27 protein-coding genes are annotated in these 24,977 nt (G+C 37.0%); 2 read left to right on the top strand and 25 right to left on the bottom strand.

Annotated features, from left to right (window positions below; translation table 11 throughout):
* Positions 1-41: 41 nt before the first annotated feature.
* Positions 42-812 carry a DUF4397 domain-containing protein gene (locus tag M3175_RS04070; protein WP_251515005.1) on the top strand — a complete coding sequence of 257 codons (771 nt, stop codon included), beginning with the start codon at positions 42-44 and terminating at the stop codon, positions 810-812.
* 21 nt (positions 813-833) lie between these two features.
* Here the strand turns inward: M3175_RS04070 and M3175_RS04065 are convergent, their stop codons facing one another.
* From M3175_RS04065 to M3175_RS03955, 23 genes are all read right to left on the bottom strand, one after another.
* On the bottom strand, positions 834-1,409 hold the full coding sequence (locus M3175_RS04065; protein ID WP_306663939.1) for a YpmS family protein: 576 nt from the start codon (positions 1,407-1,409) through the stop codon (positions 834-836).
* The gene (locus M3175_RS04060) at positions 1,402-2,139 is read right to left on the bottom strand and encodes an SGNH/GDSL hydrolase family protein (protein ID WP_251514991.1); all 738 of its coding nucleotides are present in this window, start codon (positions 2,137-2,139) and stop codon (positions 1,402-1,404) included. The genes M3175_RS04065 and M3175_RS04060 overlap by 8 nt, the downstream gene beginning before the upstream one ends.
* Before the next feature lie 179 nt (positions 2,140-2,318).
* A complete protein-coding gene (locus M3175_RS04055) occupies positions 2,319-2,885 on the bottom strand; it encodes an SCO family protein (protein ID WP_251514989.1) in 567 nt (188 codons plus the stop codon).
* Between the two features lie 96 nt (positions 2,886-2,981).
* Positions 2,982-4,595, bottom strand: a complete 1,614-nt coding sequence (locus M3175_RS04050) for an ATP-binding protein (RefSeq protein WP_251514987.1) — start codon at positions 4,593-4,595, stop codon at positions 2,982-2,984.
* Positions 4,596-4,753: 158 nt separating this feature from the next.
* Entirely contained in the window at positions 4,754-5,596 is an 843-nt protein-coding gene (locus tag M3175_RS04045) for a DegV family protein (RefSeq protein ID WP_251514985.1), read from the bottom strand.
* 140 nt (positions 5,597-5,736) lie between these two features.
* Entirely contained in the window at positions 5,737-5,988 is a 252-nt protein-coding gene (locus M3175_RS04040; RefSeq protein WP_251514983.1) for a DUF2535 family protein, read from the bottom strand.
* Positions 5,989-6,091: 103 nt separating this feature from the next.
* Positions 6,092-6,415: a DUF5658 family protein gene (locus M3175_RS04035; RefSeq protein ID WP_251514981.1), complete on the bottom strand. Its 324-nt coding sequence runs from the start codon at positions 6,413-6,415 to the stop codon at positions 6,092-6,094.
* Between the two features lie 120 nt (positions 6,416-6,535).
* A complete protein-coding gene (gene tatC, locus M3175_RS04030) occupies positions 6,536-7,291 on the bottom strand; it encodes a twin-arginine translocase subunit TatC (RefSeq protein WP_251514979.1) in 756 nt (251 codons plus the stop codon).
* Positions 7,292-7,353: 62 nt separating this feature from the next.
* A complete protein-coding gene (locus tag M3175_RS04025) occupies positions 7,354-7,551 on the bottom strand; it encodes a twin-arginine translocase TatA/TatE family subunit (protein ID WP_119708849.1) in 198 nt (65 codons plus the stop codon).
* Positions 7,552-7,693: 142 nt separating this feature from the next.
* On the bottom strand, positions 7,694-8,962 hold the full coding sequence (gene ilvA, locus M3175_RS04020) for a threonine ammonia-lyase IlvA (protein ID WP_251514977.1): 1,269 nt from the start codon (positions 8,960-8,962) through the stop codon (positions 7,694-7,696).
* A gap of 168 nt (positions 8,963-9,130) precedes the next feature.
* The gene (locus tag M3175_RS04015) at positions 9,131-9,862 is read right to left on the bottom strand and encodes a lysophospholipid acyltransferase family protein (RefSeq protein ID WP_251514975.1); all 732 of its coding nucleotides are present in this window, start codon (positions 9,860-9,862) and stop codon (positions 9,131-9,133) included.
* An 81-nt stretch (positions 9,863-9,943) separates the two neighbouring features.
* Positions 9,944-10,423, bottom strand: coding sequence for a dihydrofolate reductase (locus M3175_RS04010; RefSeq protein ID WP_251514973.1), 480 nt, complete (start codon positions 10,421-10,423; stop codon positions 9,944-9,946).
* Positions 10,420-11,214, bottom strand: coding sequence for a thymidylate synthase (locus M3175_RS04005; protein WP_251514972.1), 795 nt, complete (start codon positions 11,212-11,214; stop codon positions 10,420-10,422). Before M3175_RS04005 ends, M3175_RS04010 begins: the two co-directional genes overlap by 4 nt.
* Positions 11,215-11,645: 431 nt before the next feature.
* Complete coding sequence (locus M3175_RS04000; protein WP_251514970.1) at positions 11,646-12,236, bottom strand: YpjP family protein; 591 nt, start codon at positions 12,234-12,236, stop codon at positions 11,646-11,648.
* A 110-nt stretch (positions 12,237-12,346) separates the two neighbouring features.
* A complete protein-coding gene (locus M3175_RS03995; protein ID WP_251514968.1) occupies positions 12,347-13,120 on the bottom strand; it encodes a class I SAM-dependent methyltransferase in 774 nt (257 codons plus the stop codon).
* 53 nt (positions 13,121-13,173) lie between these two features.
* Positions 13,174-13,608, bottom strand: coding sequence for a BrxA/BrxB family bacilliredoxin (locus M3175_RS03990; RefSeq protein ID WP_251514966.1), 435 nt, complete (start codon positions 13,606-13,608; stop codon positions 13,174-13,176).
* A gap of 68 nt (positions 13,609-13,676) precedes the next feature.
* Complete coding sequence (locus M3175_RS03985) at positions 13,677-14,801, bottom strand: conserved virulence factor C family protein (protein ID WP_251514964.1); 1,125 nt, start codon at positions 14,799-14,801, stop codon at positions 13,677-13,679.
* A gap of 29 nt (positions 14,802-14,830) precedes the next feature.
* Complete coding sequence (locus M3175_RS03980) at positions 14,831-16,705, bottom strand: ABC-F family ATP-binding cassette domain-containing protein (protein WP_251514962.1); 1,875 nt, start codon at positions 16,703-16,705, stop codon at positions 14,831-14,833.
* Entirely contained in the window at positions 16,702-17,349 is a 648-nt protein-coding gene (locus M3175_RS03975; protein WP_251514959.1) for an HD domain-containing protein, read from the bottom strand. The genes M3175_RS03980 and M3175_RS03975 overlap by 4 nt, the downstream gene beginning before the upstream one ends.
* A gap of 88 nt (positions 17,350-17,437) precedes the next feature.
* Positions 17,438-18,283 carry a DegV family protein gene (locus M3175_RS03970; RefSeq protein WP_251514957.1) on the bottom strand — a complete coding sequence of 282 codons (846 nt, stop codon included), beginning with the start codon at positions 18,281-18,283 and terminating at the stop codon, positions 17,438-17,440.
* Positions 18,284-18,391: 108 nt separating this feature from the next.
* The gene (locus M3175_RS03965) at positions 18,392-18,868 is read right to left on the bottom strand and encodes a glutathione peroxidase (RefSeq protein WP_251514954.1); all 477 of its coding nucleotides are present in this window, start codon (positions 18,866-18,868) and stop codon (positions 18,392-18,394) included.
* Positions 18,869-18,887: 19 nt separating this feature from the next.
* On the bottom strand, positions 18,888-19,403 hold the full coding sequence (locus M3175_RS03960; protein ID WP_251514951.1) for a hypothetical protein: 516 nt from the start codon (positions 19,401-19,403) through the stop codon (positions 18,888-18,890).
* A gap of 29 nt (positions 19,404-19,432) precedes the next feature.
* Positions 19,433-21,121 carry a formate--tetrahydrofolate ligase gene (locus tag M3175_RS03955; protein ID WP_371321650.1) on the bottom strand — a complete coding sequence of 563 codons (1,689 nt, stop codon included), beginning with the start codon at positions 21,119-21,121 and terminating at the stop codon, positions 19,433-19,435.
* 164 nt (positions 21,122-21,285) lie between these two features.
* On the opposite strand from M3175_RS03955, the gene metA reads away from it, so the two are divergent.
* Entirely contained in the window at positions 21,286-22,194 is a 909-nt protein-coding gene (gene metA, locus M3175_RS03950; RefSeq protein WP_251514945.1) for a homoserine O-acetyltransferase MetA, read from the top strand.
* A 33-nt stretch (positions 22,195-22,227) separates the two neighbouring features.
* Here the strand turns inward: metA and mntR are convergent, their stop codons facing one another.
* Complete coding sequence (mntR, locus tag M3175_RS03945; protein WP_251514941.1) at positions 22,228-22,653, bottom strand: transcriptional regulator MntR; 426 nt, start codon at positions 22,651-22,653, stop codon at positions 22,228-22,230.
* 90 nt (positions 22,654-22,743) lie between these two features.
* Complete coding sequence (locus M3175_RS03940) at positions 22,744-24,903, bottom strand: type IA DNA topoisomerase (protein WP_251514938.1); 2,160 nt, start codon at positions 24,901-24,903, stop codon at positions 22,744-22,746.
* Positions 24,904-24,977: the final 74 nt, after the last annotated feature.

Below are 24,977 nucleotides of genomic sequence, written 5' to 3'. Positions count from 1 at the left end.
AAGCATATGTTACACTGAATATCCTTAAAGGAGTGAGGGGTTTGTCAGATTATAGAAACCATGATGACTATATGCATAAAGCAGCTATGTATGATTTACTAGCACAATATTATAAATACTTAGATCCATCCATGCATATTCACTATTACCAAAAACACATCAGGTCTATGACTAAAGCAATGAGTACCCTAAGAGCCCAATCCGTCGCAAATTATTATCAAAGCAATTCACCCGCTAGAATTCGCGTCCTACATGCTTCACCTGATGCACCAAAGGTAGATGTATATATAAATGGAAATCGAATTTTACGAGATTTTTCATTTAAAGAAACTAGTAATTACTTATCTTTACCTGCTGGAAAATATCAAGTAGACATATACCCTGCAGGAGACATGGTATCAACCGTTCTAAGTAGAAAGGTAACGGTTGAGGCTGGGAAGCAATATACACTTGCCGCTGCTGATGTGGTTGAGAAGATTAAGCTTGTAGTGATTGACGATAACCCTAGTATCCCTTCTGGTGAAACGAAAGTCCGATTTGTACATCTCTCACCTGATACTCAACCAGTTGATGTAGCCGTAAAGAACGGTGATGTAGTTTTCCGTAATATTGAGTTCAGACGCTCTAGTGATTATCTAGCCCTGTCTCCATTAACCGTCGATCTTGAAATAAGATCGACAGGAACAAAGGATGTCCTTCTTCCGTTACCATCTCTTTCATTCCAAAGAAATCAAGTGTACACACTTGTAGCGGTAGGGCTAAGTAATGGTGAACCATCCATTGAACCTATTATCTTAACGGAGAGAGAATAAAATAGGTGGCTATATCGCCACCTATTTTATTGGAACAAGAAGAGTAAACACTATATTATCTCGTTTTAAATCAAAAGTATTTACTCTTACCTTTGTATCGCTCTTCAGTTTTAGATCATGAAGGTTTACGTACATCTCTTCATCATTCGGTCGAATCGTAATCCATGAAGGTATATCATAACTATCTCGAATGAATTTTAGGACGACTGGAACGGGCAATTGTAGATGCCCGATCGATATGGTCTTCTGCCTGAGAATCAAATCACCATTATCTAAAGACTCTGGTTCAAAGGTAAGTTTTAATTCCACGTCTTGAGTAAACACCTTCATTGTCCCATATAATTCTACCTGATCAGTCAACGTGACGTTGTATTTAATTCTCTCATTAAGCCCTTGTTCTTTAATATAATGATTGATCAATCTGTTTAGATCGGCTTTGTTTGATTGAACATGAAATTGAACATAATCATCTTGATTAATATCATTTAGAGCTATCTCTTCATCCTTTGTAGGTAGGAAGATTAAAAAAATCACTCCAACTACAACGATGATATTAAGCATGATCAAAGCAATAAAAAGTTTTTTCCAACTATTCATCAATGTTTGCCTCATTTCTGGCAGTCGATTTCAACTCATATTGTTCCGTCAATATTCCTAATGCAAGAGTTTCGTAAATTCTCACAGCAATTTTTTCGTAACCTAAATCATTAGGATGAAAATAATCTGTATATAAAAGATTCTCTTCACTTTCCTGAAATATATCAGCTATATCGACAAAATAAGCCCGCTCATAGTCGGTTAATATCGTCCGACTCGTCAAATTCCAATTTTTCATAATGATATCCATCTCTTCTACATCGGGAAACCACTCGTAAAAAGGATTATACAATCCGATCAAGACAATCGTACCTGAAGGATTCACTTCACGAATCATTTCTATTATGGTACGAAGATTTTTTTCGAATTGCTGTTTCTCCGTTTCAAACAACTTCAGCTCTAAAGTAGAAAAATTTTCTCTTACTACTTTCATCACATCATTTCCACCAATGGTGATAAGCACCATATCAGCTTTTGTTAAGGAATCCTTGACTTCATCTGTCTTTAGTTTGCTAATCAGCTGGGATGTTCGATTGCCTTTTACACCGTAGTTCATGATTTCTGCTTCTGTTATCCCCTTCTCCTTTTCTAGATACTCCTTAAGGTAAGGCACATAACCTCCACGGTTTGTACTATCCCCCACACCCTGTGTTAACGAATCTCCTATGGAAACGATTTGAAAAGGTTGGGAGATAAAATCGATAGGAATAGGAGCTTTGTTTTCTAGCATGGTCTCTCTTAGCTGTATTTGATGTATCTTTTGATTTTGTATTTGACTGCAAGAAGAAAGTACAAAAGTAATAACAAAAATAAAGGCCCACCTCAAGAAAAACACCTGCCTTTATAGTTTTTTGTATAGTCTATGGTGAACTGCTTGTCAAATAAACTAAAATAGACCTTTTTAAAGGTCTATTGAAGGGCTTTCATATCATTAATAATTTCCTCATATGGGATTTCATTAAGACCAGTATAGTATTTCATAATTTTACCATCTTGATTAACAAGATAAAAGTCAGTTCCGTGAATAACTTGATCCTGATTTGTTGGTTTTTTAACGATTGTCTTAAATGAATCCATTGCAAACTCTTCTATATGCGCTTGTTCATAACCAGTTAGAAAATTCCAGTTAGCAAAATCGACCTTGAAATACTCGCCAAATTCTTTTAACACTTCTGGTGTATCTACATAAGGATCTACGGAGAAGGAAACAAACTCAACATTTTCGATTCCTTCATCTTTGACCATCTGTTGAAGCTTTTCCATATTATACGTCATTGGAAGACACACGTCCTCACAATTAGTAAAAATAAAATCAGCCACCCAAATTTTCCCTTCCAGATCCTTTAGACTAAAGGGCTTGCCTTCCTGATTTGTATATGTAAAATTAGCCACTGGCCAATTTTTCGCATCTGGTATTCCATTATTCCCACATGCTGCAAGAATAAATACCATCAGCATACTTACCCACCTAAACATCTTAACCTTCATTTAGCCACCTGCATTCATCATTCTTTTCAAGTTTATTCTAGCAAACGAAATAATAAGATGAAAGGGAAAAGAACCAAAATTCCTCTATTCCTTAAATAACGGAAGAATGATTCGAAAAGTTGTTCCTACACCTTTTTGACTTTCTACTTCTATAGAACCTCTCATTCTTTCAATGATTTGATAACAAACCATTAATCCCATACCCGTGCCCTTTTCCTTCAAGGAATAAAAGGCCGTTCCTAATCTTTGAAGTTCATCCTCACTCATCCCAATCCCTGTATCAAAGATTTCAAAAATACCAAAATGGTCTTCTTCCCGTACAGATAAACTGAGAGTGCCCCCATCCTTCATTGCTTCTATCCCATTTTTTAAAATATTTATAAGTACCTGCTTTAACTCACTAACATTTCCTTTAATAAACACATCGCCTGACACCTTTGTTTGCATCCCAATGCTTTTTGACATGAGTGCATACGAATTCATTAAATCCATCACTTTGTGTGCAAGTTCACCGGCATTAACCTTTTCTGAAAATTCCAGGTCTGGTTTCGCTAAAGATAAATATTCATTAATAATTTTCTCGGCACGGTTCATTTCTTCAAGCATTAATTTTACGTACATATGCTCTTCTTCACTCAATCCATCTTTTGCTAAAAAGATTTGCAAAAACCCTTTTACTACCGTCATTGGATTCCGTATTTCGTGTGCTACAGAAGCAGCTAATTGACCAATGGCATTCATTTTCTCAGCTCGTTGAAGCTCTTTAAGTAATTTTGTTTCTTTAATGATTGTATCCATTTTCCCAATTGCCACTTCAAACGTATGTAATTGTTCTTCCGAAACAGTTTGCTTGCCATTTAATGGACTTGAAATGGATAATCGATCAAACAATATGGATAATTGCTGGGTCATAAAGTTGAACCGTTCATATAATGGGTCAAGATTTGAATTTTTCTTACCACTTAGATGTATATTGAAGTTTCCGACACTTACCTCATGTAAACCATACAGGATCTCATCAACGGGTTCCATCACATTATTTAACACATACTTAAGGGTAAAAAATACGATAACAATCGTAATGACAAAGACAACCGTTAAATATAATATTGTTTCTAACTGCGAATTCTTGATAAAAGATGCTTCTGCATCAATGACTAATACCCCGACTACTTTTCCTTCTTCGTTCTGTATTGGAGCAAACGCAGATAACCATGTCCCAAGATCATCTGTATACACCTTTGTACTAACCACTTTTTTTTCTTCAATAGCTTCCCTAAGAGCATTGATATGAATGTCAACCGACTTATAAAAAGAAAAAGGCTTCAGTCCGTCGTAACTATTCGATACAACCGTGGCATATATTTCTTTATCTTTGTTTATAGAAGTAGATACGATTCCACTATGAAAATAAGACGAGTTCCTCTCGTTAATTAAGTTAACCTGTTGTTGCAATCTCTTTACCGCAGGATCATTCGGGTCCTTTAACATAATGGTTTTCTCTACATCATCTGGTGATACAACAGCTGTCCACAGCATTGACAGACCCTCAACTCGATCCGTCAATTGTTTAATTTCCTTTTTTGTCTGTAGAGCATAACTAAAACTGGAAATCATGAAAATTACTACAAACGTAATAAAAAATGAAAAAAATAAAACTTGCTTGTATAAAGAAAGATGCCTGATCCATTTTTTCATACATACACCGTTCCCTTTTTATTGGGTTTCACTCCCTTTTTATTCGACATCACTATCCAAAATCCTTGTCTTTCCTCCATATTTTTATAAATTCTTTACACAGCGTTTCATATTTGTCGAACAAATAAAAAAACCTGAACAGGTGTTGTTCAGGCAACTTACTCAAAATAGTACATAAAACCGATGGCACCTGGCCCAGTATGTGTACTAACGATTGGAGTGGTATATTCAATATCTATTAAATCGAAACCAGCTATATTTTTTAAGGCTGAGATCAACTTTTGATTTAACTCTGGAGCCTCTGCATGAACGAGTCCAACACCTTTGATCGTATGACCAGCGGTGTCTTCAGCAAATTGCTTTGCAAGATAGTTAGCTACTTGACTGTAGCTTCGAGCTTTCGATACAGGTGTATATACTCCACCTTCTAGAGAGGCAATTGGTTTGATATTAAGAAGGGATCCAATCATTGCCTTTCCCTTACCGATTCTCCCACCCTTTACGAGATTCTCCAGAGTATCAACAACTACAAACAATCTTGTATTTGATCGAATTTCGTCGAGTCTAGCCAAGATCTCATCCATATTTTTCCCTTCTCTAGCCATTTTAGATGCTTCTATCACCTGAAATGAAAGGGCTTTCGATATAAAGCGAGAGTCAACAACCTTTACATTTGCCTTTGACATGGATGCTGCCGTCTCAGCTGACTGAACCGTACCACTCATTCCTCCAGTCATATGTATTGAAAGAACTTCATACCCTTCCGAACCTAATCGATCATACAGTTCAGCAAATACTCCAACTGGTGGTTGTGAACTTTTAGGGAGCTCCTCTGCTGCCTTCATCTTATTCAAAAAATCCTTTGGAGTTAAATCTATTCGATCAAGGTACGTCTCACCTTCAATTTGAATAGATAATGGAACAACCTCAATATCATACTTTCTTATTAATTCATCGGACATGTCCACCGTTGAATCAGTCACTATTTTAATTTTACTCAAATTCCTTCACATCCTAATGCTAAAATCTCACTACCTATTATACAGAATTCTAGGTTAATGTCGAAAAAAGAAAGAGTATCGGCATTTACCGATACTCTTCATGTAAAGACACTCCTGTCAAAGTAAAACAAACACATCGATCACGCGTTATTCTTTAGCTCAGGCACTTGGAATACATCCTGGTACACTGGCCACTTCAACGCTTTTTTCAAATAGTCTCTAAAAGAATAGCATTTCTTCGGCTGTTTGTCCCGGTATAGAGACGTAATAAATGATTGCAAACGGACTTGGATTAAAAAATAATAAGGGCTATCTTCCTCCAATACTGGAATTTCCATGACTTTTACCTTCTGTCCAACAACATTTTTGAACTCTAGGCTTTTGAATAGCAAAATATCAATCCTCTTTTTCACCCGTTTGTATATATTATACAATATTTATTTGTCGAAGTGTGTCTGAATATACACTAGTTGTGAAAAAATTTAAATTTTATCATTATGATAAGTAGTACTGAGTCATCCAATAAATATGCGTAAAACAAACCGGTGTATAAATGATAGAGGATAGAATAATAAGAAACGAGATGATTCTTTTTTTTCGTATCAAACTTTCCCAAATAACTCCCATACTAATGAGAAGTACTGATAATGATATTTTTACCGATAAAAATAAAAGCGGATGAATGTGATAAATGCCATTCATAAAGGGGTTCATTTCTCTTATTGTATGTAAGGATAACCCATATGCGGTCGCAATAGCGTCAAATATGTTCAGAAGTGCGAGATAAATAAATAGAAAACCTAATAATTTCTGATCCATACTAACCCTCATTTACACCTTTATAGTTCTTAATCAAGAACGATTTAAGCTAATTTTAATGTAAATGAGGGCCAATTGAAAACAAAAAACCCACTTTTATAAAAAAGTGAGTTTGATCTTTTACCCTAAGTCTACTCTCTCATCCTCATCCATACCCCATTCTTTCTCTTTTTTCAACTTTCTTTTATAAACAATTTTCGAAAGATTGATACTTATTTCGTATAAAAAAAGAAGTGGAATGGTTACTAAAATATCACTCATAAAATCAGGAGGTGAGATGACAACAGATATTACAACTAAGACAAAATATGCATATTTGCGTATTTTTTGAAGTACATACGGATTTACAATTCCTATAGATGTTAAAAACATTACGACAACAGGTAGTTCAAACAAAAATCCAAATGGAAGCGACATATTCATGATAAAACGGAAGTACTTGTCCGCTGTAAAATTAGCAACAAGCATATCTCCACTTAGATCAATCAAAAATCCCATTACGGTCGGAAAAATAACAAAATATCCAAAGCATAAGCCGACAATAAATAAAATGAACAAGGCTGGGATATAACTCAAAGTAATTTTTCTTTCCATAGGCTTTAATGCAGGTCTGACAAACAACCATATTTGCAACGCAAGAACTGGAATGGTACCTGCAATCGCAATTAGACCAGCTAACATGAAATAAACCCACACGATATCGCTCGGTCCTAACGCAATCAACTTAACGTCTAAGTCCCGTACAAACCATTGATAAATTTCTTCAACATAAATAAAACCAACTACAAAGAAGCCAAAAAAAGCTACAATAGAGATAATAAGTCTTTTTCTTAATTCGTCAAGATGATCAACAAGCTGTAATTCTTTATCCTCCATGTAAGTCCCCTACCATAAACAAAATGTAATCGAGAAAAAAAGTGTAAGAAATATCTTACACCTTATTTCGTAGCATTCTTCTTTTTATCCTCATCGAGCTCTTCCATTACATCACTTGTTAGCTCACGAGTAGATTTTTTAAATTCACGAAGAGTTTGACCAAATGCACGACCAATCTCAGGGAGCTTTTTAGGTCCGAAAATAATTAAAGCAAGTACAAGGATAAGGATCAATCCAGGAACTCCGATGTTTGAAAACACTGTAGAACATCCCCTTTGGTTAATTAGAATAACTAATCTACTACGATTATAGTACTTTTAACAGAGAATGAGCCAATATGAAGCACATTGTCATAATAAGTTCACAATTTCAGTAGATGTCATTTCCTCTTATCATTATACATTAAATGAGCAAATTAAATAAGTTACTATCTTTATTTACCTCTGTAAAAGCAAAACCTTTTTTGTTTAATCTTTCAATTAATCCTTTGTAGTCTTCCTTCTTCTGTATTTCGATTCCTACAAGTGCTGGTCCATTTTCTTTATTATTTTTCTTAGTATATTCGAATTGTGTAATATCATCCGTTGGTGACAATACTTCATCTAAAAACTCACGAAGTGCACCCGCACGTTGAGGGAAGTTAACGATGAAATAATAAAGTAGACCTTCATACAACAATGAACGCTCTTTAATTTCCTGCATACGACCAATATCGTTATTTCCACCGCTGATAATAACAACAATATTTTTCCCTTTAATTTCATCCTTATAAAGATCAAGAGCTGCAATTGGTAATGCACCAGCTGGCTCAGCCACGATGGCATGCTCGTTGTATAATTCTAAAATACTTGTGCAAACCTTCCCTTCTGGAACCAGTAGAATATCATCCAACAATTCATAGCAAGTATCAAATGTTTTACTACCCACACTTTTTACAGCAGCTCCATCAACGAACTTATCGATGTCATCAAGAGGAGTCACCACTTCGTTATGAAAAGAGGTCTTCATCGCTGGGGCACCATAAGGTTCCACACCTATTAGCTTTGTTTGAGGAGAGACGCTTTTTACGTACGTGCTCACACCCGCCATGAGTCCTCCACCACCAATACTAGCAAACACATAATCTACGGATTCTTCACAATCCTGCAGTATTTCTACAGCGACCGTTCCTTGTCCTGCGATTACAAGCTCATCATCAAAAGGATGAATGAAGGTCCTTCCTTCTTTTTCCGCACACTCAACCGCTTTAGCATAAGAATCATCGAACGTATCCCCAACAAGAATAATTTCAATAAACCCTCTACCAAATAACTCTACTTGCCCAACTTTTTGCTTCGGTGTAGTCGTTGGCATATAAATTTTCCCTTGTACACCAAGATGACGACAAGCATATGCTACACCTTGAGCATGATTTCCCGCACTTGCACAAACAACCCCATTAGAGAGATTGTCCTTACCAAGTGCTTTCATCTTATAAAAAGCACCTCTTAACTTAAAAGAGCGAACGTGCTGCAAATCTTCCCTTTTTAAATACACATTACAATCATATTTTTCTGATAAACGCTCGTTTTTTTGTAACGGTGTATGGGCAACGATGTCTTTAAGTTGGTGGTGCGCAATTAAAATATCTTCAACCTGCACCCATCTTTTTTTCAGCACTTTCTGTTCCATAACCATCCTCCATTTTCCCGTTATAATCAGTACATTATACCACTCTCACCCATCATTTCAAGCTTATTATCAAAAAATTTGTATTTTTCAATTTATAGAACTGGTTATAATTGGTTTAGCCTATCCTCAGAAAAAGAAAAAAAAGCTAGACTCCTAAAGCCTAGCATGTCATGATGCGATTTTTTCATCCTTTTGAGAATTAACAATGATCTCTCGGACGTAATCTGAAACTTCCTTCATATCCTTTTGATCAAATATCGTAGAAGGAACACTAGGTAATATCCTCACCTGAATGGAAGCTGGTTTCACCAAACGGCCATTTTTTTCGAATACGTCAGATGTACCAGAAATACTAATCGGCACAATTGGTACCTTCGCATCCTTTGCAAGTCGGAATCCGCCAGATTTAAACTCACCAACCGGTCCCCCTTTACTTCTCGTTCCTTCTGGAAAAATAGCAATGGAGTGACCCTCATTTAATAACTTAACAGCCTCCCGTATCGATTGAACCGATTTCCTACGATCGCTTCGATCAATAAACACGCAATTCATGATTTCCATCCATGTAGAAAGAATCGGGACTTTTTTCACTTCTACTTTTGATATAAACCCAAAGGGCTTTTCAATGCTAGCCAGCAATGTAGGAATATCAAAGTCTCCTTCGTGATTGCTAATCATGACAACTGCACCTTCAGGAAGATTCTCAATCCCCTCCACCTTCACCTTAGAACCCGTCAATTTCATAATTGTTTTCGACCATTTGTTTGGAATCGTATGAATTAACTGATCTCTTTCTGAAACTGATAAACGTTTGTCTAATTTTTTCATTCTTTGTAATTTAGGTATGCTATAAACCAAGTACCCACTCATGTACAAAAAAACGGCCATCAGCCTAATCATCCTGTTATCCCTCCATTATGTAACCACACTAATTATACTTGATTGAATAGATTTTATGTATAAAAAATAAGCAGTGATTACTCACTGCTTACGTTGGTACACTAGAAATTCATAGTCGTAAGGGTTTTTTTCGTCTTTCACACCTGGAGTGGATTCAATAAGCTCCCAGTCGGATAAATTGTATTCCGGGAAAAACGTATCTGCCTCGAACTCTTCACGAATTTCCGTAACATAAAGGCGATCTGCGAAAGGAAGAATCTCTCTAAAAATTTCAGCTCCACCAATCACAAAAAGCTCTTCATCGTCACGCTTTAATAAATCTTTTACATCATGAATAACTGTACAGCCTTCAATAGTTATTCCTTGACTACGTGTTATAACAATATTTTCTCGACCAGGTAGTGGCCGTCCAATAGAATCATATGTTTTTCTGCCCATCGCAATGGGCTTTCCCATTGTTACTCTTTTAAAATACTTTAAATCCTCAGGAAGATGCCAAGGAAGTTGATTGTTACGACCGATCGCCCGGTTCTCGTCCATTGCCCAAAGAAGGGAAATCATACACTAACAGCCCCTTTAATATGAGGATGTGCCTCGTAGTTAACCAACTCAAAATCGTCATACGTAAAGCCAAACAGGTCTTTTTTCTCTGGGTTTATTTTTAAAGTAGGTAATGGATGTGGCTGTCTAGTAAGCTGTAGTTCTACTTGCTCTATATGATTCAAGTAAATATGCGCATCCCCAAACGTATGAATAAATTCACCTGGTTCAAGATCACATACTTGTGCAACCATCATTGTTAAAAGCGCATAGGACGCTATATTAAATGGAACACCTAAAAACACATCAGCCGAACGTTGATATAACTGACAGCTTAGCTTACCGTCTGCCACATGAAATTGAAATAGACAGTGACAAGGAGGAAGTGCCATTTTATCAATATCACCGACATTCCATGCATTTACAATTAAACGCCTTGAATCAGGGTTTGTTTTAATTTGATTAACCAGCTCAGTAATTTGGTCCACTGTTTCCCCTGTCGAAGTTGTCCATGATCTCCACTGGTGTCCGTACACAGGACCTAAATTTCCTTCTTCGTCTGCCCATTCATTCCAAATGCGAACGCCGTTATCTTGTAGATACTTTATATTCGTGTCACCTTGAAGGAACCAAAGTAGTTCATGAATAATTGATTTCAAATGTAATTTTTTTGTTGTCACAAGAGGAAAACCTTCTTGTAAATCAAAACGCATTTGATAACCAAATGTACTTATGGTGCCCGTTCCTGTACGATCTTGTTTTTTCACACCATTTTCTAACACATGCTTACATAGCTCTAAATATTGTTTCATTCTTCCACCTACTGTCACAAATTTTACGAAATACTAGTCTTTTACAAGGGTATAATGTTTTGGAGGCTAGGTCAATTAGGAGGTGAAAATTTTGGAGGTATTTGAGTTTTGGCTCAAGTGATTGTCGGTGGTTTTCCTATTTGTTTTATTTCTAGAGGGGATGTGAAATTTTGATTGTAAAAGAGCGTGAAATTTCTTTTGAGTTGCAGGTTCTGGAAATCAAATGTCCTAAAGCCAAACTTACCACACCTATTCCACTAGTTTCTGGAAATTACATGTCCTAAAGCCCAACTTGGTCCTCCGATTTCACTAGTTTCTGGAAATCTCTTGTCCTATGTCATAGAGTTCACTTACCATTGCGCAACTAACTATATTCCTTTCTGCCAAGACACAAAAATCCCCTCCGACATCCAGTCGAAGGGGATTTCTTGTCAGCTCATCCACTTAGGTGGGGTGTTTGTGTCCCAATAGATTGATCCTAGGTCGTGGTGGGCTTCGAAATTGTCATCGCTTGTGTGGTAGTGAAAGTTAAACCAATAGCCACTTTGGGGTGGGTGGTCCTTTCTTACGTGGAAGCGGATGATGTCTTTGTTGTTTTCTTTGCTAAACAGGTGAAATATTTTTTCAGCGTTGCCTCCAGTTGGGACTTCGCTTAATTCTAGGTATGATAGTTTTTCTTCCGGGTACTGTACGGCAACTTCTTCAATTGCTTTATGAATATTCGGTAGAATAATCTGTTTAAATTCGTCTTCTATCACAGGCTTGATTCTGCTTCCAAATTTCAGGTATGATAACTCTTCTGCTTCATTTAACCAGCTTTGTATGATCTGGTCGCTACTATCTAACTCTTCTTCCGTAATCTCTTCTATTTGAGTATATGTAGTTTCCGCTTTAACTGAATCTTCACGTGTTGGTTTATCCGCCGAAGCCTGATTATATAGAAAGGTTTGGGATGGTGTTACCAAACCAAAAGTTAATATTGTAACCAACACGACGAAGGATTTTTGCAACCATTTTGGCATGATCTCCAATCCTTTCTACTAGCATTTAAGAATATTTAGAAAATAATGGCTCTTTTCTCATATTATACTCTTTTTACAGTAGAAAGTGGGAGATTAAATAACAAATATCATCATTTTGTAATAATCCCGAAATGAAATTTAGCTGACGGTCTTTTCATAACTGAGAATCCAAACTGCTCGAAGCGCTTGCTACGAAAATGATCCTTTAACACGAGCCGTCTCCTCGCCACTCTTTTCGCCTCCGAAATGAACTCTTCCCTTACTTCTGAATACACCGCTAACTCAGCTAATGCACGTATTCCGTCCGACTCCAAGATGGTTTCTTCAAACATTGGGTCAATATACACGCAATCAAACTCATTGCTAGGAATTTTCTTAATATATGATAATGCACTTGAATGTTGTACCGAAATGGCACGCATAGCCTCATCCATTCCTGCTAAACCAGACTGCCAGCTCTTTAATCCTCGACTTACAAGATATGCAAGGTATTTATTTTCTTCTGTCCCAACCACTTTTCCTGATGCTCCAACAACAAAGCTAGCAACAATACTGTCGGAGGCAAGTCCTAATGTACAATCAAGGAGACTCATTCCTTTCACCAGACCTGTTGCATCAATAAAAGGATCGTGTTCGTATTTTAGCAGTCTTTTAATTCTGAACATAGAGGAGTTAGGATGGAAGAAAAACGGCTCATCTGAATTCATTAAAAATAACTCCAGTCTTTCCTTTCCAACGACAATACAATCTCCCTTATACAAAGATTGCAGAGTCTGAACCGATTTTTTCCGTCTTTCCTGATAGGGACATTCGAGTTCCAACGCTATCGTCTTTGCCTCTTCAATCATGTCTGGATTAGTTCGTCCTGCTGTTGTGACAAACATATAGTTTCTTTCCTTTCAGAAAAAAAGGAATGTCAACTGACATCCCTTTTCCTTTAACAATTTTGTTCAAATGCTGATTGGAGATTCTCCATAATTTCTTCCATTGTGTGGTCTTCGATATCGTGGCGATGGATAAAGTGAACCACTTGCTTCCCTTTTACAAGTACCATGGAAGGAGATGACGGTGGGAACCCTTCGAAATACTCACGCATTTTAGCCGTTGCTTCTTTGTCTTGACCAGCAAAAACAGTAACCAGCTTGGCAGGTTTTTTGTCCGTTCTAACAACTGCTTGAGTTGCAGCTGGACGAGCTAAACCTGCAGCGCAGCCACATACAGAGTTAACAAAAATTAAGGCAGTGTCATCGTTTTGATCCATAAAATTTTCTACTTCTACTTCTGATTGTAACTCTTCAAAACCCGCATGAACCAGTTCTTCACGCATTGGCTTTACCATTTGTCTCATATATTCCTCATATGCCATTGACATAAAAAATCCCTCCTACTATCTATATCCATAGTTAGCATACTATATTTATTTCAAATGATGCAATTTTCTTAGTTTTGTTTTCTTGCTTCCGTCATTTGTTTCCAAACTGATCCTTTTGCATCCTCACCCAATTCAATTCTTTCGATAGCAAGTTTAATTTGTAAGCTTACTTCAAATTCCGGATCTTCTTCTGCTGCCTTAAGGGCAGAAAGTGCACGGTCATCTCCCAATTCATATAGAAACATTGCCGCTCTCCAGCGCACCAATTTACTTCCATCACTTAATGCCTTCATCATTTCTTCCATCGCCTCTTCAAACCCTAGGTCTGATAAGCAGTCTCCTGCCGTACGTCTAACAGTCACTGTTTTATCCTTTAATGCTTTATAGAGGAGAGGTAATACTTTTTTATCTTCAATCATCCCTAAATAAACAGTAGCTAATCTCCGAATGGAGGCCTTTTCGTCGTTCAATGCTGTTTCTAGCACTGGGAGATCTTCAACTTCAGGATGGTCCATTTGCTCTAGAAGCTGATATCTTTTTCTCCAATCTGGATCATTAAGAGAATGAACATTTAGCTTTTGTTTCTGTCTTTTTACAACCTTGGATGTTCCCTTACTTGTCGCCTCTTGAATGAGTTCATCTAGTCGGTCTGATGTATAAGCAGCCATAAGTTCTTCTAATACTTCCTGACCAATTTGATCGAAATCTCCGTATCGAACACCAAACTCTTTCCACCGTCGAACCATTACAACGTTATCCTCTGGATCCTGAGCCTTTGAAACCGCCTCTTTATACTGTTCTGGTAATCCATATCGTCTTTCTTCTGTACCATCCGTTAGCTTAATTTGCATCGGAATGCCTTTATACATCTGAACAAGCACCTGAATTTCTCCATAATGCTCATTAATCGTTTCTTCTTGGTCCACTATTTCCGTTTCTTCACCGAATGCAAGCCTTACTTTCGGTAAAATTTCTTTCCAATCGTATTTCGCATTTCTTTCCACCGCTAGGAAATCAGCTACATGATACACGCCCTTTACTCCTTCAATGGTCAAGATATCTTGAATAACCTTTGGAGCACCGGCACTTGTCTCTTTCTTATAGTTATTACTTTTTCCCATTGGAAGCTCTTCATTTAAAATAACCTTCATCGTATTCGGACTAGGAGTTGGTTCAATGGATCGTATTTTCAAACCTCTTCATCCTTCCCTTGTTCATATATTTAACTATTCTCTGCAATTTCAGATAAATAGCTCCAACGCTCAATCAAATATTCAAGCTTTTCATTTAAAGCATTTTCTTCTTCCATTAAAGCTTGAGCCCTTTCAAAATTACTGCCTGTTTTCCCCATCTCTACAGCAATTTCTTCAAGTCTTTTTTCCGCATTCTCAATGTCAGAATCAATGGATTCCCATTCAAGCTTTTCCTTATAGCTCATTCGTTTCTTCTTTGGTTTTTCTTCTTCCACTGGTTTCTCTACTACACTTGCTCGAACCACCGGCTTTTCTACTTGCTTTTCAAGGAATTCACTGTAGTTTCCATAATAAGATTCAATTGCTCCATTACCTTCAAGCACAAGCAATTGTTCCACCACTTTGTCTAAGAAATAACGATCGTGGGATACTGTAATCACTACTCCAGGAAAATCTTCTAAATAGTCCTCTAAGACCGTTAATGTTTGAGTATCTAGATCATTCGTTGGTTCGTCTAATAACAAAACATTCGGTTCCGTCATTAAAAGCTTTAATAAATACAAGCGACGTCGTTCTCCCCCCGATAACTTTCTAATAGGGGTACCGTGTGTGTATGAAGGAAAAAGAAATCTTTCTAACATTTGTGTCGCGGAAATGGTTTTTCCATCAGATGTATGAATTACCTGTGCCGTTTCTTTGATGTATTCAATCATCCGTTTTGAAACGTCCATATCTTCATTTTCTTGAGTATAAAAGGCAACTTTCACTGTTTGGCCGATGATTCGTTCACCTGAATCTAGAGGGATTTTACCAGCTAGAATATTTAATAAGGTTGATTTACCTGTACCATTTTTTCCAATAATTCCAATTCTGTCATGAGGTTTCACTAGTAAATCGTAAGACCTAAGGATCACTTTTGATTCGTACGTTTTTGTTGCATCTTTTAATTCGAATACTTGCTTACCTAAACGGCTACCTGATAAAGATAAATCTAGCTTTTCCGTGGTTTTTACAGAGCTTAAGTTCTCATCCAGCTTTTCAAAACGTTGTATTCTTGCTTTCTGTTTTGTTGTTCGCGCCTTTGCCCCTCGTCTAATCCACTCTAACTCTCGTCTAAAAAGATTTTTTTGTTTTTCAAGAGTCGCCGCTTCATTCTCTTCACGAATGGCCTTAGATTCCAGAAAATCTGCATAATTTCCTTTATAGCTGTATAGTCTGCCACCATCCAGTTCAAACACGCGGTTCGTCACACGGTCTAAGAAATATCGATCATGCGTCACAAGCAATAAGGCACCTGTATACCTACTTAAATAATCTTCAAGCCATTTCACCGACTCGAAATCTAAATGATTGGTAGGCTCATCTAGGATCAATAAATCTGGAGATTGAATTAACACTTGAGCAAGAGCTACCCGTTTTTTCTGTCCACCAGATAATTCTCCAATCTTTTTTTCATACTCTTCAATTCCAAGCTTATTTAAAATCGTTTTTGCGTTCGTACTTGCATCCCATCCATCTAAAGCATCCATTTTCTTTTGTAAGTCAAACAGTTTCTCTTGAACTTTACTATCATCCGGGACTCTATGAAGCACTAGAAGAGTTTCTTCGTACTCTTTTAGAAGCTTCAATACAGGTGCCTCGCCAGCAAAAACTTGATCAAGGACCGATAAATCTGGGTTGAGATCCGGATTTTGTTCAGAATAGGCAACTCGATAATCTTTTGGTGCCGTTACCTCTCCTGAATCTGGAAAATCAACGCCTGCTACTATTTTTAATAGTGAGGACTTTCCTGTTCCATTTACCCCAATAAGTCCAACTCTCTCTTTCGCACTTATTGTAAAAGAAATTTCATTGAATAATTCCTTTTCTCCATATGTTTTTGTCACGTTTTCGATACTAATCATTGACGTTTTCCATTCCAATCATTGTAAAATTCATGTAAGAAATCTTCCATATATGCATGACGTCTCTCAGCTATTTCACTTCCTGATTTTGTATTCATTTTTTCTTTTAGCTTTAGTAATTTTTCATAAAAATGATTAATAGAGGAAGAATGGCCTTTGCGGTACTCTTCGTTTGTCATGCTTGATCGGACAGTAATTGTCGGATCATAAATGGGTTGACCTTTTTTCCCTCCATAAGCAAATGCCCTGGCTATCCCTATCGCACCGATCGCATCTAAGCGATCAGCATCTTGGACGATGGCAGCTTCAATGGTAGTGATGTTTCGATTATTTCCACCTTTAAATGAAATGGTTTCAATGATTTCTTTAATATGGTTTTTCTTCCATTCATCTAAAGGTAACTGACTTAAAAAGGAAGTAAGCTTCTTTTCTCCCTCTTCCTTCGAGATATGTAGTTTTTCGTCAGAAATATCATGAAGTAGAGCAGCTAACTCAATAATGAAAGGATCTCCCACCTTTTCCTTTTCATGAATTTGCAAAGCCATATTCCGTACTCTATCAATATGAAACCAATCATGACCAGTTGAATCTGCGTACATTTCTCGTTTGACAAACTCTTCTGTCTTGGCTATTACTTGCTTCATTAGAACACCTCATTCTTTCCACTCATATTCTACCATGAACTTCTTTTTTTCGAAAAAGAAAAGGAAGTGCACAAAGGACGCACTCCCTTTACAGTCTATTAAACCAGCTAATTCCGATAGTATTTTCGCCTGCATGGACACCGATCGTTGCACCTAAAGGATATATCCCAAATGTCACATCAGGGAAACGTTCACACAATTCATCATGCCATTTTCTTGCTTCCTTATCATGAAGTCCGTATAAAATATAGGCTTCCTTTGTATCATAATTCTCAATGGAAGCTTGAAGATAAGAGATGATTTTCTCCATTCCTTTGCTTTCACTTCTAATTTTCTCTTTTGCCTGTAATACGCCGTCTTCAATGGAAATGATCGGTTTAATATTTAGCATGCTGCCTAGGAAAAAGGATAATCCGTTCATCCTTCCACTTCTGTGTAATTGTTCCAAACTTCCGATTAATACAAATGTCTCGTTCGTATTGGCAAGCTCACATAACTTTTGGTTTAGCTCTTCAACGGAATTACCAGCTTCCGTCCATTCCATTCCTTTCTTTATCATTCGAGAAAGAGGATAAGAAAGTATCTTTGAATCGATGGTTGTAACCGGTATTTTCACCATTTCGGCCGCCTGAACACTCGAAGAGACCGTACCGCTTAATTTAGCTGATACGAGAACAGAGAACACGTGATCATACTCTCCTTCTAGCTTCTCAAACAATGATACAAACTCACCTACAGATGGTTGTGATGTTTTTGGCGGAACTTGAAGATGTTTCAATTTCTCATAGAGCTCTTCTGCTGTTAAATCTATACCATCCTTATATTCCTTTTCATCTAAAACAATCGTCATTGGTACAATGTATACGTCAGGATGTTTGGTTAGTTCTTCATCTAAGCAAGCGGTACTATCCGTTACCCATGCAATTTTCTTCATTTTAATCCCCCCTATAAACTTTATAGTATTAATAATTATTAATTATGTAAAGATAATTCAGAAAATTACATCTAATTAAGAACCCTTGCTATTTGCAAGGGTTTCAAATTAAATCAGCTTTTCAATATCTTCTGATATTTCTATTGGGTTCGTATTAGGGGCATATCTTTCCACTACCTCGCCCGAACGGTTAACTAAAAACTTAGTGAAATTCCATTTAACAGCCTTCATCCCTAGTACTCCTGGTGCCTCTTCCGTTAAAAATTGAAAAAGAGGGTGAGCATTTTTCCCATTAACATCCACCTTCGAAAACAATGGAAACGTTACTCCAAAATTCATTTCACAAAAAGACTGGATATCAGACTCGGTACCAGGCTCTTGATTCATAAATTGATTACACGGAAAGCCTAACACAGTAAATCCTTTTTCTTTATACTGTTCATAAAGCTCTTGAAGTTCTTTGTATTGTGAGGTAAACCCACAATTACTAGCTGTGTTTACAATTAATAGAACGTCTCCCTTATATTCTGAAAGAGAAATTGTTTGGCCATTAATTTTCTTCGCTTCAAACTGATATACCGTCATCCCTTAACTCCTCCTATTGTTACCCATCTAGTTCAAGTTTATCTAAGGATTGTAATATAACATCTGCAAGCACCGTTAGATCCTCTATTTGCTCCTCGTAAATAAGTCTTTTAAAAATAACTTCTATCTCTATTTTATTGGGGGACTGGTCTTGAAGCGGGTCAGAGATGATCTTACAATGATACTCTCTGTCGTTACCCCAAATGGATTGAAGATCTTCTAAAATTTTCATATTAAAAGAACGTTGCTCTGGGATTAAGAACACCATTTTAATATGGCAGCCCGCTTCCTTTTCAGATTGTAATTTTGGATGTAACTCTGCAGCTAAATTCGTTATATCTGCCCGTAAAACAACTGTACAGCTACTCTTACTATTCCTATTCTTCTTAATGGTCATTTCTAACTGTCGTGATAGTTTTGCTACATTTATCATGTCGTTCCGATCCATGACGCATATTTGACCATCTAAATCTAGATCATAAAGAGCACCTTCTAAAACAAACTTTATATTATCAAAAGCCGTAGGATCAAACATGGAGAAATACCTCACCCATCATCATTCGATTAGAATAATCCTATTGCATTGCCTTTATCATCAACATCCATTTTTAGAGCAGCAGGTTGCTTCGGTAAACCTGGCATCGTCATCACATCCCCTGTTAAAGCAACAAGGAAACCAGCACCAATCGAAGGTTTTAATTCTCTAACTACAACAGTAAAATCGGTTGGTCTACCAAGTTTACTCGGGTCATCTGAAAGGGAATATTGAGTTTTGGCCATACAAATTGGAAGGCCGTCCCATCCATATTGCTCAAAGTCCTTTATTTGCTTTTTCGCCTTTGATGAAAACTCAACATCCTTGCCCCCATACACCTTTTGAACAATTGAACGGATCTTCTCTTCAATTGAGTCACTTACATTATATAAAGGAGCATATTCTTCATTATGACCTTCAATGGCTTTTAACAGTTTTTCTGCAAGAGCAATACCACCTTTTCCACCCTTTTCCCATACTTCGGTTAAGGCAACTTGTACCCCTTCCTTTTCACACAATTCTAATAAGGTGTCCACTTCAAGATTGGTATCAGAAATAAATTTATTTATGGCAACAACGACAGGTAATCCGAAGCTTCTGATCGTTTGTACATGTTTTTTCAAGTTATCAAGACCAGCAATTAAAGCTTCAATATTTTCATTATTAAGATCCTGCTTTCCAACACCGCCATGCATCTTCAGGGCTCTAATCGTAGCTACAACAACAACCGCCTCCGGTAATACATCCCCGTTTCTTGCTTTAATATGTAAAAACTTTTCTGCTCCTAAATCAGCACCAAATCCAGCCTCTGTAATAACGAAATCAGCAAGCTTAGACGCTGCTGTAGTAGCAATGACAGAGTTACAGCCATGGGCAATGTTGGCGAATGGTCCACCATGGACGAGCGCAGGAGTATGCTCAATCGTCTGTACAAGATTTGGTTTGACCGCATCTTTTAATATGAGCGCTAGAGCACCCTCTACACCAAGATGCGAAACAGTTACCGGTTGTTTGTTTATATTGTAAGCTACTACCATCTCAGATAGTCTTCGCTTTAAATCCTTTAAGTCTTTCGCTAAGCAAAGTACAGCCATTATTTCGGAGGCGACTGTAATATCAAAGCCATCCTCACGAGGTACCCCCTGCATCGGCCCGCCTAACCCAATAATTACATTTCTTAAAGCACGGTCATTTAAATCGAGTGCTCTCTTCCAAACAATTCTACGTTGATCGATTTGTAGTTCGTTTCCTTGTTGGATATGATTGTCAATTAATGCAGCTAATGCATTATTTGCCGTCGTAATGGCATGTAGGTCGCCTGTAAAATGTAAATTTATTTCGTCCATCGGCAGTACTTGAGAATATCCACCACCAGCGGCTCCACCCTTAACTCCCATCGTTGGCCCTAAGGATGGTTCTCTCATAGCAATCATTACCTTTTTTCCAAGTTGAGAAAAAGCATCTCCTAATCCAACAGTTACAGTAGACTTCCCTTCCCCTGCGGGAGTCGGATTAATTGCTGTTACAAGAATGATTTTACCATTTGGATTTCCTTGGATTTTACTTAATGTGTCAGATGAAAGTTTTGCCTTATACTTCCCATATAACTCGAGGTCATCATCTGTTAATCCAATTTTTTCAGCAATTTGAATGATCGGTTTCATTTCTGCAGATTGTGCAATTTCAATATCACTTTTTACGCTAACCTTGATGTTCAATGATGTTACCTCCATGCCCGTATTTTTTCAATGTATATTGTACCATTTGCGAATGTTCCTGTATCCACTCTTTTTTTAACTTCTTTGATCATTATTGTTGATACTAAAAAAATCCAGTATATAATATAAATAGCCTGAATATTGAATAAAGGGGTTGAAATTCATTGCCAATCAAAATTCCGAAGCTTTTACCGGCTCGAGAAATACTCGAATCTGAAAATATCTTTATTATGGACGACGAGAGAGCGAACCACCAGGACATTCGTCCGTTAAATATTCTCATCCTGAACTTAATGCCAGAAAAGCAAAAAACAGAGGCTCAGTTACTTAGACTTCTAGGGAATACCCCTCTACAAGTTAATATTTCGTTTTTACAAACTGTTACTCATCAAGCAAAAAATACGAGCCAATTACATCTTGACCAATTTTACACATCATTCTCTGAGATTAAGCATCGCAAGTATGATGGACTGATTATCACAGGAGCACCAGTAGAACTATTATCCTTTGAAGAAGTTGATTATTGGGAAGAGTTAAAGATGATCATGGACTGGTCAAAAACGAATGTCACTTCAACCTTACATATTTGTTGGGGGGCACAAGCGGCATTGTACCACCATTTCGGTATTGGAAAGTTTGAACTATCAAGAAAATGTTACGGCATTTTTACTCACCGCGTGCATGATCCTGTCGATTTATTATTAAGGGGATTTGATGATGAGTATCTCGCTCCTCACTCTAGATACACAGATGTGGAAGTTAAGGAAATCATGAACCATCCTTCACTCAGATTGTTATCGAGTTCAGAGGAAGCAGGCCCATTTATCATTAGTGCTGATGAGGGCAAACAAATCATGATTACGGGACATTTAGAATATGAATCGACAACCCTATCTGAAGAATACTCTAGAGATCAAAAAAAGGGATTAGATATCCATGTTCCGGAAAATTATTTTCCTAACAATGACCCAAAAAAAAATCCAGCAAATCGTTGGCGTTCCCACGCCCATTTATTATTTTCAAATTGGCTTAACTACTTTGTGTATCAGCAGACACCATATGAATGGGAATAATAGAAGAAGGAGAGTGCCTTTGCACTCTCCTTCTTAGTTTTCTTCTTCATTTTTCTTCTGAATTTCTCTTAATGCTTCCATTCGACTTTCGTCCTCTTCGAAAAATTGGACAAGGTCACCTATCCGATCAATCGCATCCCAGCTTAAGTGATGCTCAATTCCTTCCACGTCATCATAAATATTTTCTTCTTTTACACCAATTGTTCGCAGAAGCTGTTCCAGTAGCTCATGACGATAAACGAGCCTTTTACCTATTTTTTTACCTTTTGGAGTTAGTACAAGCCCTCTATATTTTTCGTACACTAAGTACTCATCTCGATCTAGCTTTTGAACCATTTTCGTAACTGAAGAGGGATGAACAGATAAACCTTCCGCAATGTCCGAAACTCTTGCATAGCCTTTTTCTTCAATTAAATTGTATATCTGTTCAATATAATCTTCCATACTCGGTGTTGGCATCCATTGACCCTCCCGCGTGCATCATCAATATTAAAAGTTTACTATAGTTAAAAAATGGAGACAAGGGAATTCCCTTCCAATCAACCACTCTTACTTCAAAAATTCCATCTTCCAACTATAGTACTCATTGTCAGGATTTTTTTCATAGCGTAGATTTGCATCAAATTTATTTCCTTTTTTACTCGTTAAACCTTTTACCGTTGCCGTCCCATTCTTCAATAGCATTTTCACCATCGTTTTTGACGGCTTTTTCTTTAGAGCAGCCAAGAATTTATCATTTTTCCAAATAACAAATTTACAGCCATTTTTCCAGTTATTACAACCAAAACCTTTTTGTCCCTCTATAATACTTCCCTGATTACAAGCAGGGCATTTTCCTAATGCGTCAACTGATTTCTTTTCATAAGTCACTTCATTAATAATAATATCTTTTTCATTTTTAATGGTGTTAACAGCACTGGTTGTAAAATCAAATATTAAATTTAAGAAGTTTTCTTTCGTAAACTTTTGTTTTTCTATATCTGATAATGTTTTTTCTAAACGGCCTGTAAATTCTAAGTCAAACAATTCTTTGACTGGGAAAGTCTCAACTAGATTTTTACCAAGTTCGGAACAAATCAGGCTCTTATTTTGCGTCTCAATGTATCCGATATCCTTAAGCTTCTTAATGGTTTCAGCCCTTGTAGCTGGAGTACCAATGCTATAACCACTTAAAATAGCAGCCATCATTTCTTCACTTTCTTCATCGCCCTGTCCTTTTCCACAAGTCTCCATTACTTTAAGCAATGTCTTTTCCGTATGGTGCTTTGGTGGTTTTGTAGCATGTGAAGTAAGCTTTTGATCAACCATCTCTACCAGATCATAAACTTTTACAAGTGGCAAAAGATTATCTTTCGATTCAATTTTTTCCACCTTTCTCCACCCTTCAACCAGCTGGACCCGTCCTTTTGATACAAACAGACCTTTGATTTCAGGGTTATTCATTTTTGTCATGATCTTGGTTTCTTCATGTTCAGCAACCGGCATAAATTGCATGATTAAACGATTTTTTATAGACTGGTACACAATTTCTTCATCTTTTGTTAGCGATTTAGGGAGTAAATAGGTTGGAATAATCGCGCTATGGCTTTCAACCTTTGAATTATCAAACACTCTCTTTAGCTTCGAAAACTTGACTTCATTCTCATATGGAAGACCTTTTGTTATATTTTCTAAAACCTTTGCTGTTTTTCCAACAATGCTTTCCTCTAACACGACACTCGCGGTTCTAGGGTACGTAATATATTTTTTCTCATACAATGACTGGGCAACTTTTAAGACTTTATCTGATGTCCAGCCTTTAAATTTACTTGTAATAAACCCCTGTAAATTAGAGAGATTGAATAAATAGGGTGGATACTCTCTCTTCCGCTCCACTTGTTTATCTGCAATGGTTGCTGACGGATCCTCCAAAGCTTGCTGAACTTTATCTAAGTCCTCTTTATTCGAAAACTTATCTTCTTCGTTTTCAACATAAGTACCTTCATACTCTTCCCCAGCTTGCGTTTTAAAGGTAGCAGCCAATTTGAAGTATTCTTCCGGTTTAAAATTTTCTATTGCTCGATCACGATCATAAATAATTTTTAAGGTTGGCAAAAGAACTCTTCCAATATTAAGTGCCTTTCCCTTCCCCTTTTGGAACTTTAATGTCGCAACCGAAGTCAAATTAATCCCGATTACCCAATCAGCCCATTGACGACCGATCCCAGCATCTTGAAGAGGCTTCATCTCTGTATTAGGTTTCATTTGTTGAAGCCCTTTTAACACTTCATCAGGTGTCCATTCATTTAGTAACAATCTGTACACTTGCTTTTGTGTTTTTAGATTATAAATAATCGTATCCCCGATAATTTGACCTTCTCGGTCATAGTCGCAAGCAGATATAACCATTTCTACATCATTTCGTTTGATTAGATTGTAGATAATTTTTAGTTGCTTTCTTGCACCCAAATCTTCCTTCTCTTTATTTCTTGGATCACTTTTTACTTTGTACCGAAAATTAGGAGGAATAAAAGGGAAGTTTTCCATATTCCATCTAGCCATTTTTTCATCATAATCCTTTGCATCGTAAAGCTGCATAAGGTGTCCAAACGCCCATGTAATAATATATCCATTACCTTCGTAATATCCATCTTGTCTGCCTTTAATTTTCAATGCATCTGCAATATTTTTAGCAACAGATGGCTTTTCAGCAATAATCACTTTACTCACAAATTCACCTACTTTATTAAAAAGAAATCAACCTCATACATATGTGATTTCACTTTTCTAAAACTAGAACAGTA

The sequence above is a fragment of the Robertmurraya korlensis genome (assembly GCF_023715225.1).
GTDB lineage: Bacteria > Bacillota > Bacilli > Bacillales > Cytobacillaceae > Robertmurraya_A.
The sequence above is the reverse complement of the archived record's forward strand: the minus strand, read 5'-3'. Positions and strand labels throughout refer to the sequence as shown.

Excerpts from the sequence above, each read along its gene's own strand:
- M3175_RS04010 (WP_251514973.1), bottom strand. The coding sequence starts at position 10,423 with ATGATTTCCCTTCTTTGGGCAATGGACGAGAACCGGGCGATCGGTCGT.
- M3175_RS04065 (WP_306663939.1), bottom strand. The coding sequence starts at position 1,409 with ATGAATAGTTGGAAAAAACTTTTTATTGCTTTGATCATGCTTAATATC.
- M3175_RS03995 (WP_251514968.1), bottom strand. The coding sequence starts at position 13,120 with ATGTTTGTCACAACAGCAGGACGAACTAATCCAGACATGATTGAAGAG.
- ilvA (WP_251514977.1), bottom strand. The coding sequence starts at position 8,962 with ATGGAACAGAAAGTGCTGAAAAAAAGATGGGTGCAGGTTGAAGATATT.
- M3175_RS04060 (WP_251514991.1), bottom strand. The coding sequence starts at position 2,139 with ATGCTAGAAAACAAAGCTCCTATTCCTATCGATTTTATCTCCCAACCT.
- mntR (WP_251514941.1), bottom strand. The coding sequence starts at position 22,653 with ATGCCAACACCGAGTATGGAAGATTATATTGAACAGATATACAATTTA.
- M3175_RS04000 (WP_251514970.1), bottom strand. The coding sequence starts at position 12,236 with ATGCCAAAATGGTTGCAAAAATCCTTCGTCGTGTTGGTTACAATATTA.
- M3175_RS04015 (WP_251514975.1), bottom strand. The coding sequence starts at position 9,862 with ATGATTAGGCTGATGGCCGTTTTTTTGTACATGAGTGGGTACTTGGTT.
- M3175_RS03970 (WP_251514957.1), bottom strand. The coding sequence starts at position 18,283 with ATGAAGAAAATTGCATGGGTAACGGATAGTACCGCTTGCTTAGATGAA.
- tatC (WP_251514979.1), bottom strand. The coding sequence starts at position 7,291 with ATGGAGGATAAAGAATTACAGCTTGTTGATCATCTTGACGAATTAAGA.
- M3175_RS04035 (WP_251514981.1), bottom strand. The coding sequence starts at position 6,415 with ATGGATCAGAAATTATTAGGTTTTCTATTTATTTATCTCGCACTTCTG.
- M3175_RS04050 (WP_251514987.1), bottom strand. The coding sequence starts at position 4,595 with ATGAAAAAATGGATCAGGCATCTTTCTTTATACAAGCAAGTTTTATTT.
- M3175_RS03960 (WP_251514951.1), bottom strand. The coding sequence starts at position 19,403 with ATGTTTGATCCTACGGCTTTTGATAATATAAAGTTTGTTTTAGAAGGT.
- M3175_RS04055 (WP_251514989.1), bottom strand. The coding sequence starts at position 2,885 with ATGTTTAGGTGGGTAAGTATGCTGATGGTATTTATTCTTGCAGCATGT.
- M3175_RS03990 (WP_251514966.1), bottom strand. The coding sequence starts at position 13,608 with ATGTCAATGGCATATGAGGAATATATGAGACAAATGGTAAAGCCAATG.
- M3175_RS04005 (WP_251514972.1), bottom strand. The coding sequence starts at position 11,214 with ATGAAACAATATTTAGAGCTATGTAAGCATGTGTTAGAAAATGGTGTG.
- M3175_RS03965 (WP_251514954.1), bottom strand. The coding sequence starts at position 18,868 with ATGACGGTATATCAGTTTGAAGCGAAGAAAATTAATGGCCAAACAATT.
- M3175_RS03975 (WP_251514959.1), bottom strand. The coding sequence starts at position 17,349 with ATGAAGCAAGTAATAGCCAAGACAGAAGAGTTTGTCAAACGAGAAATG.
- M3175_RS03980 (WP_251514962.1), bottom strand. The coding sequence starts at position 16,705 with ATGATTAGTATCGAAAACGTGACAAAAACATATGGAGAAAAGGAATTA.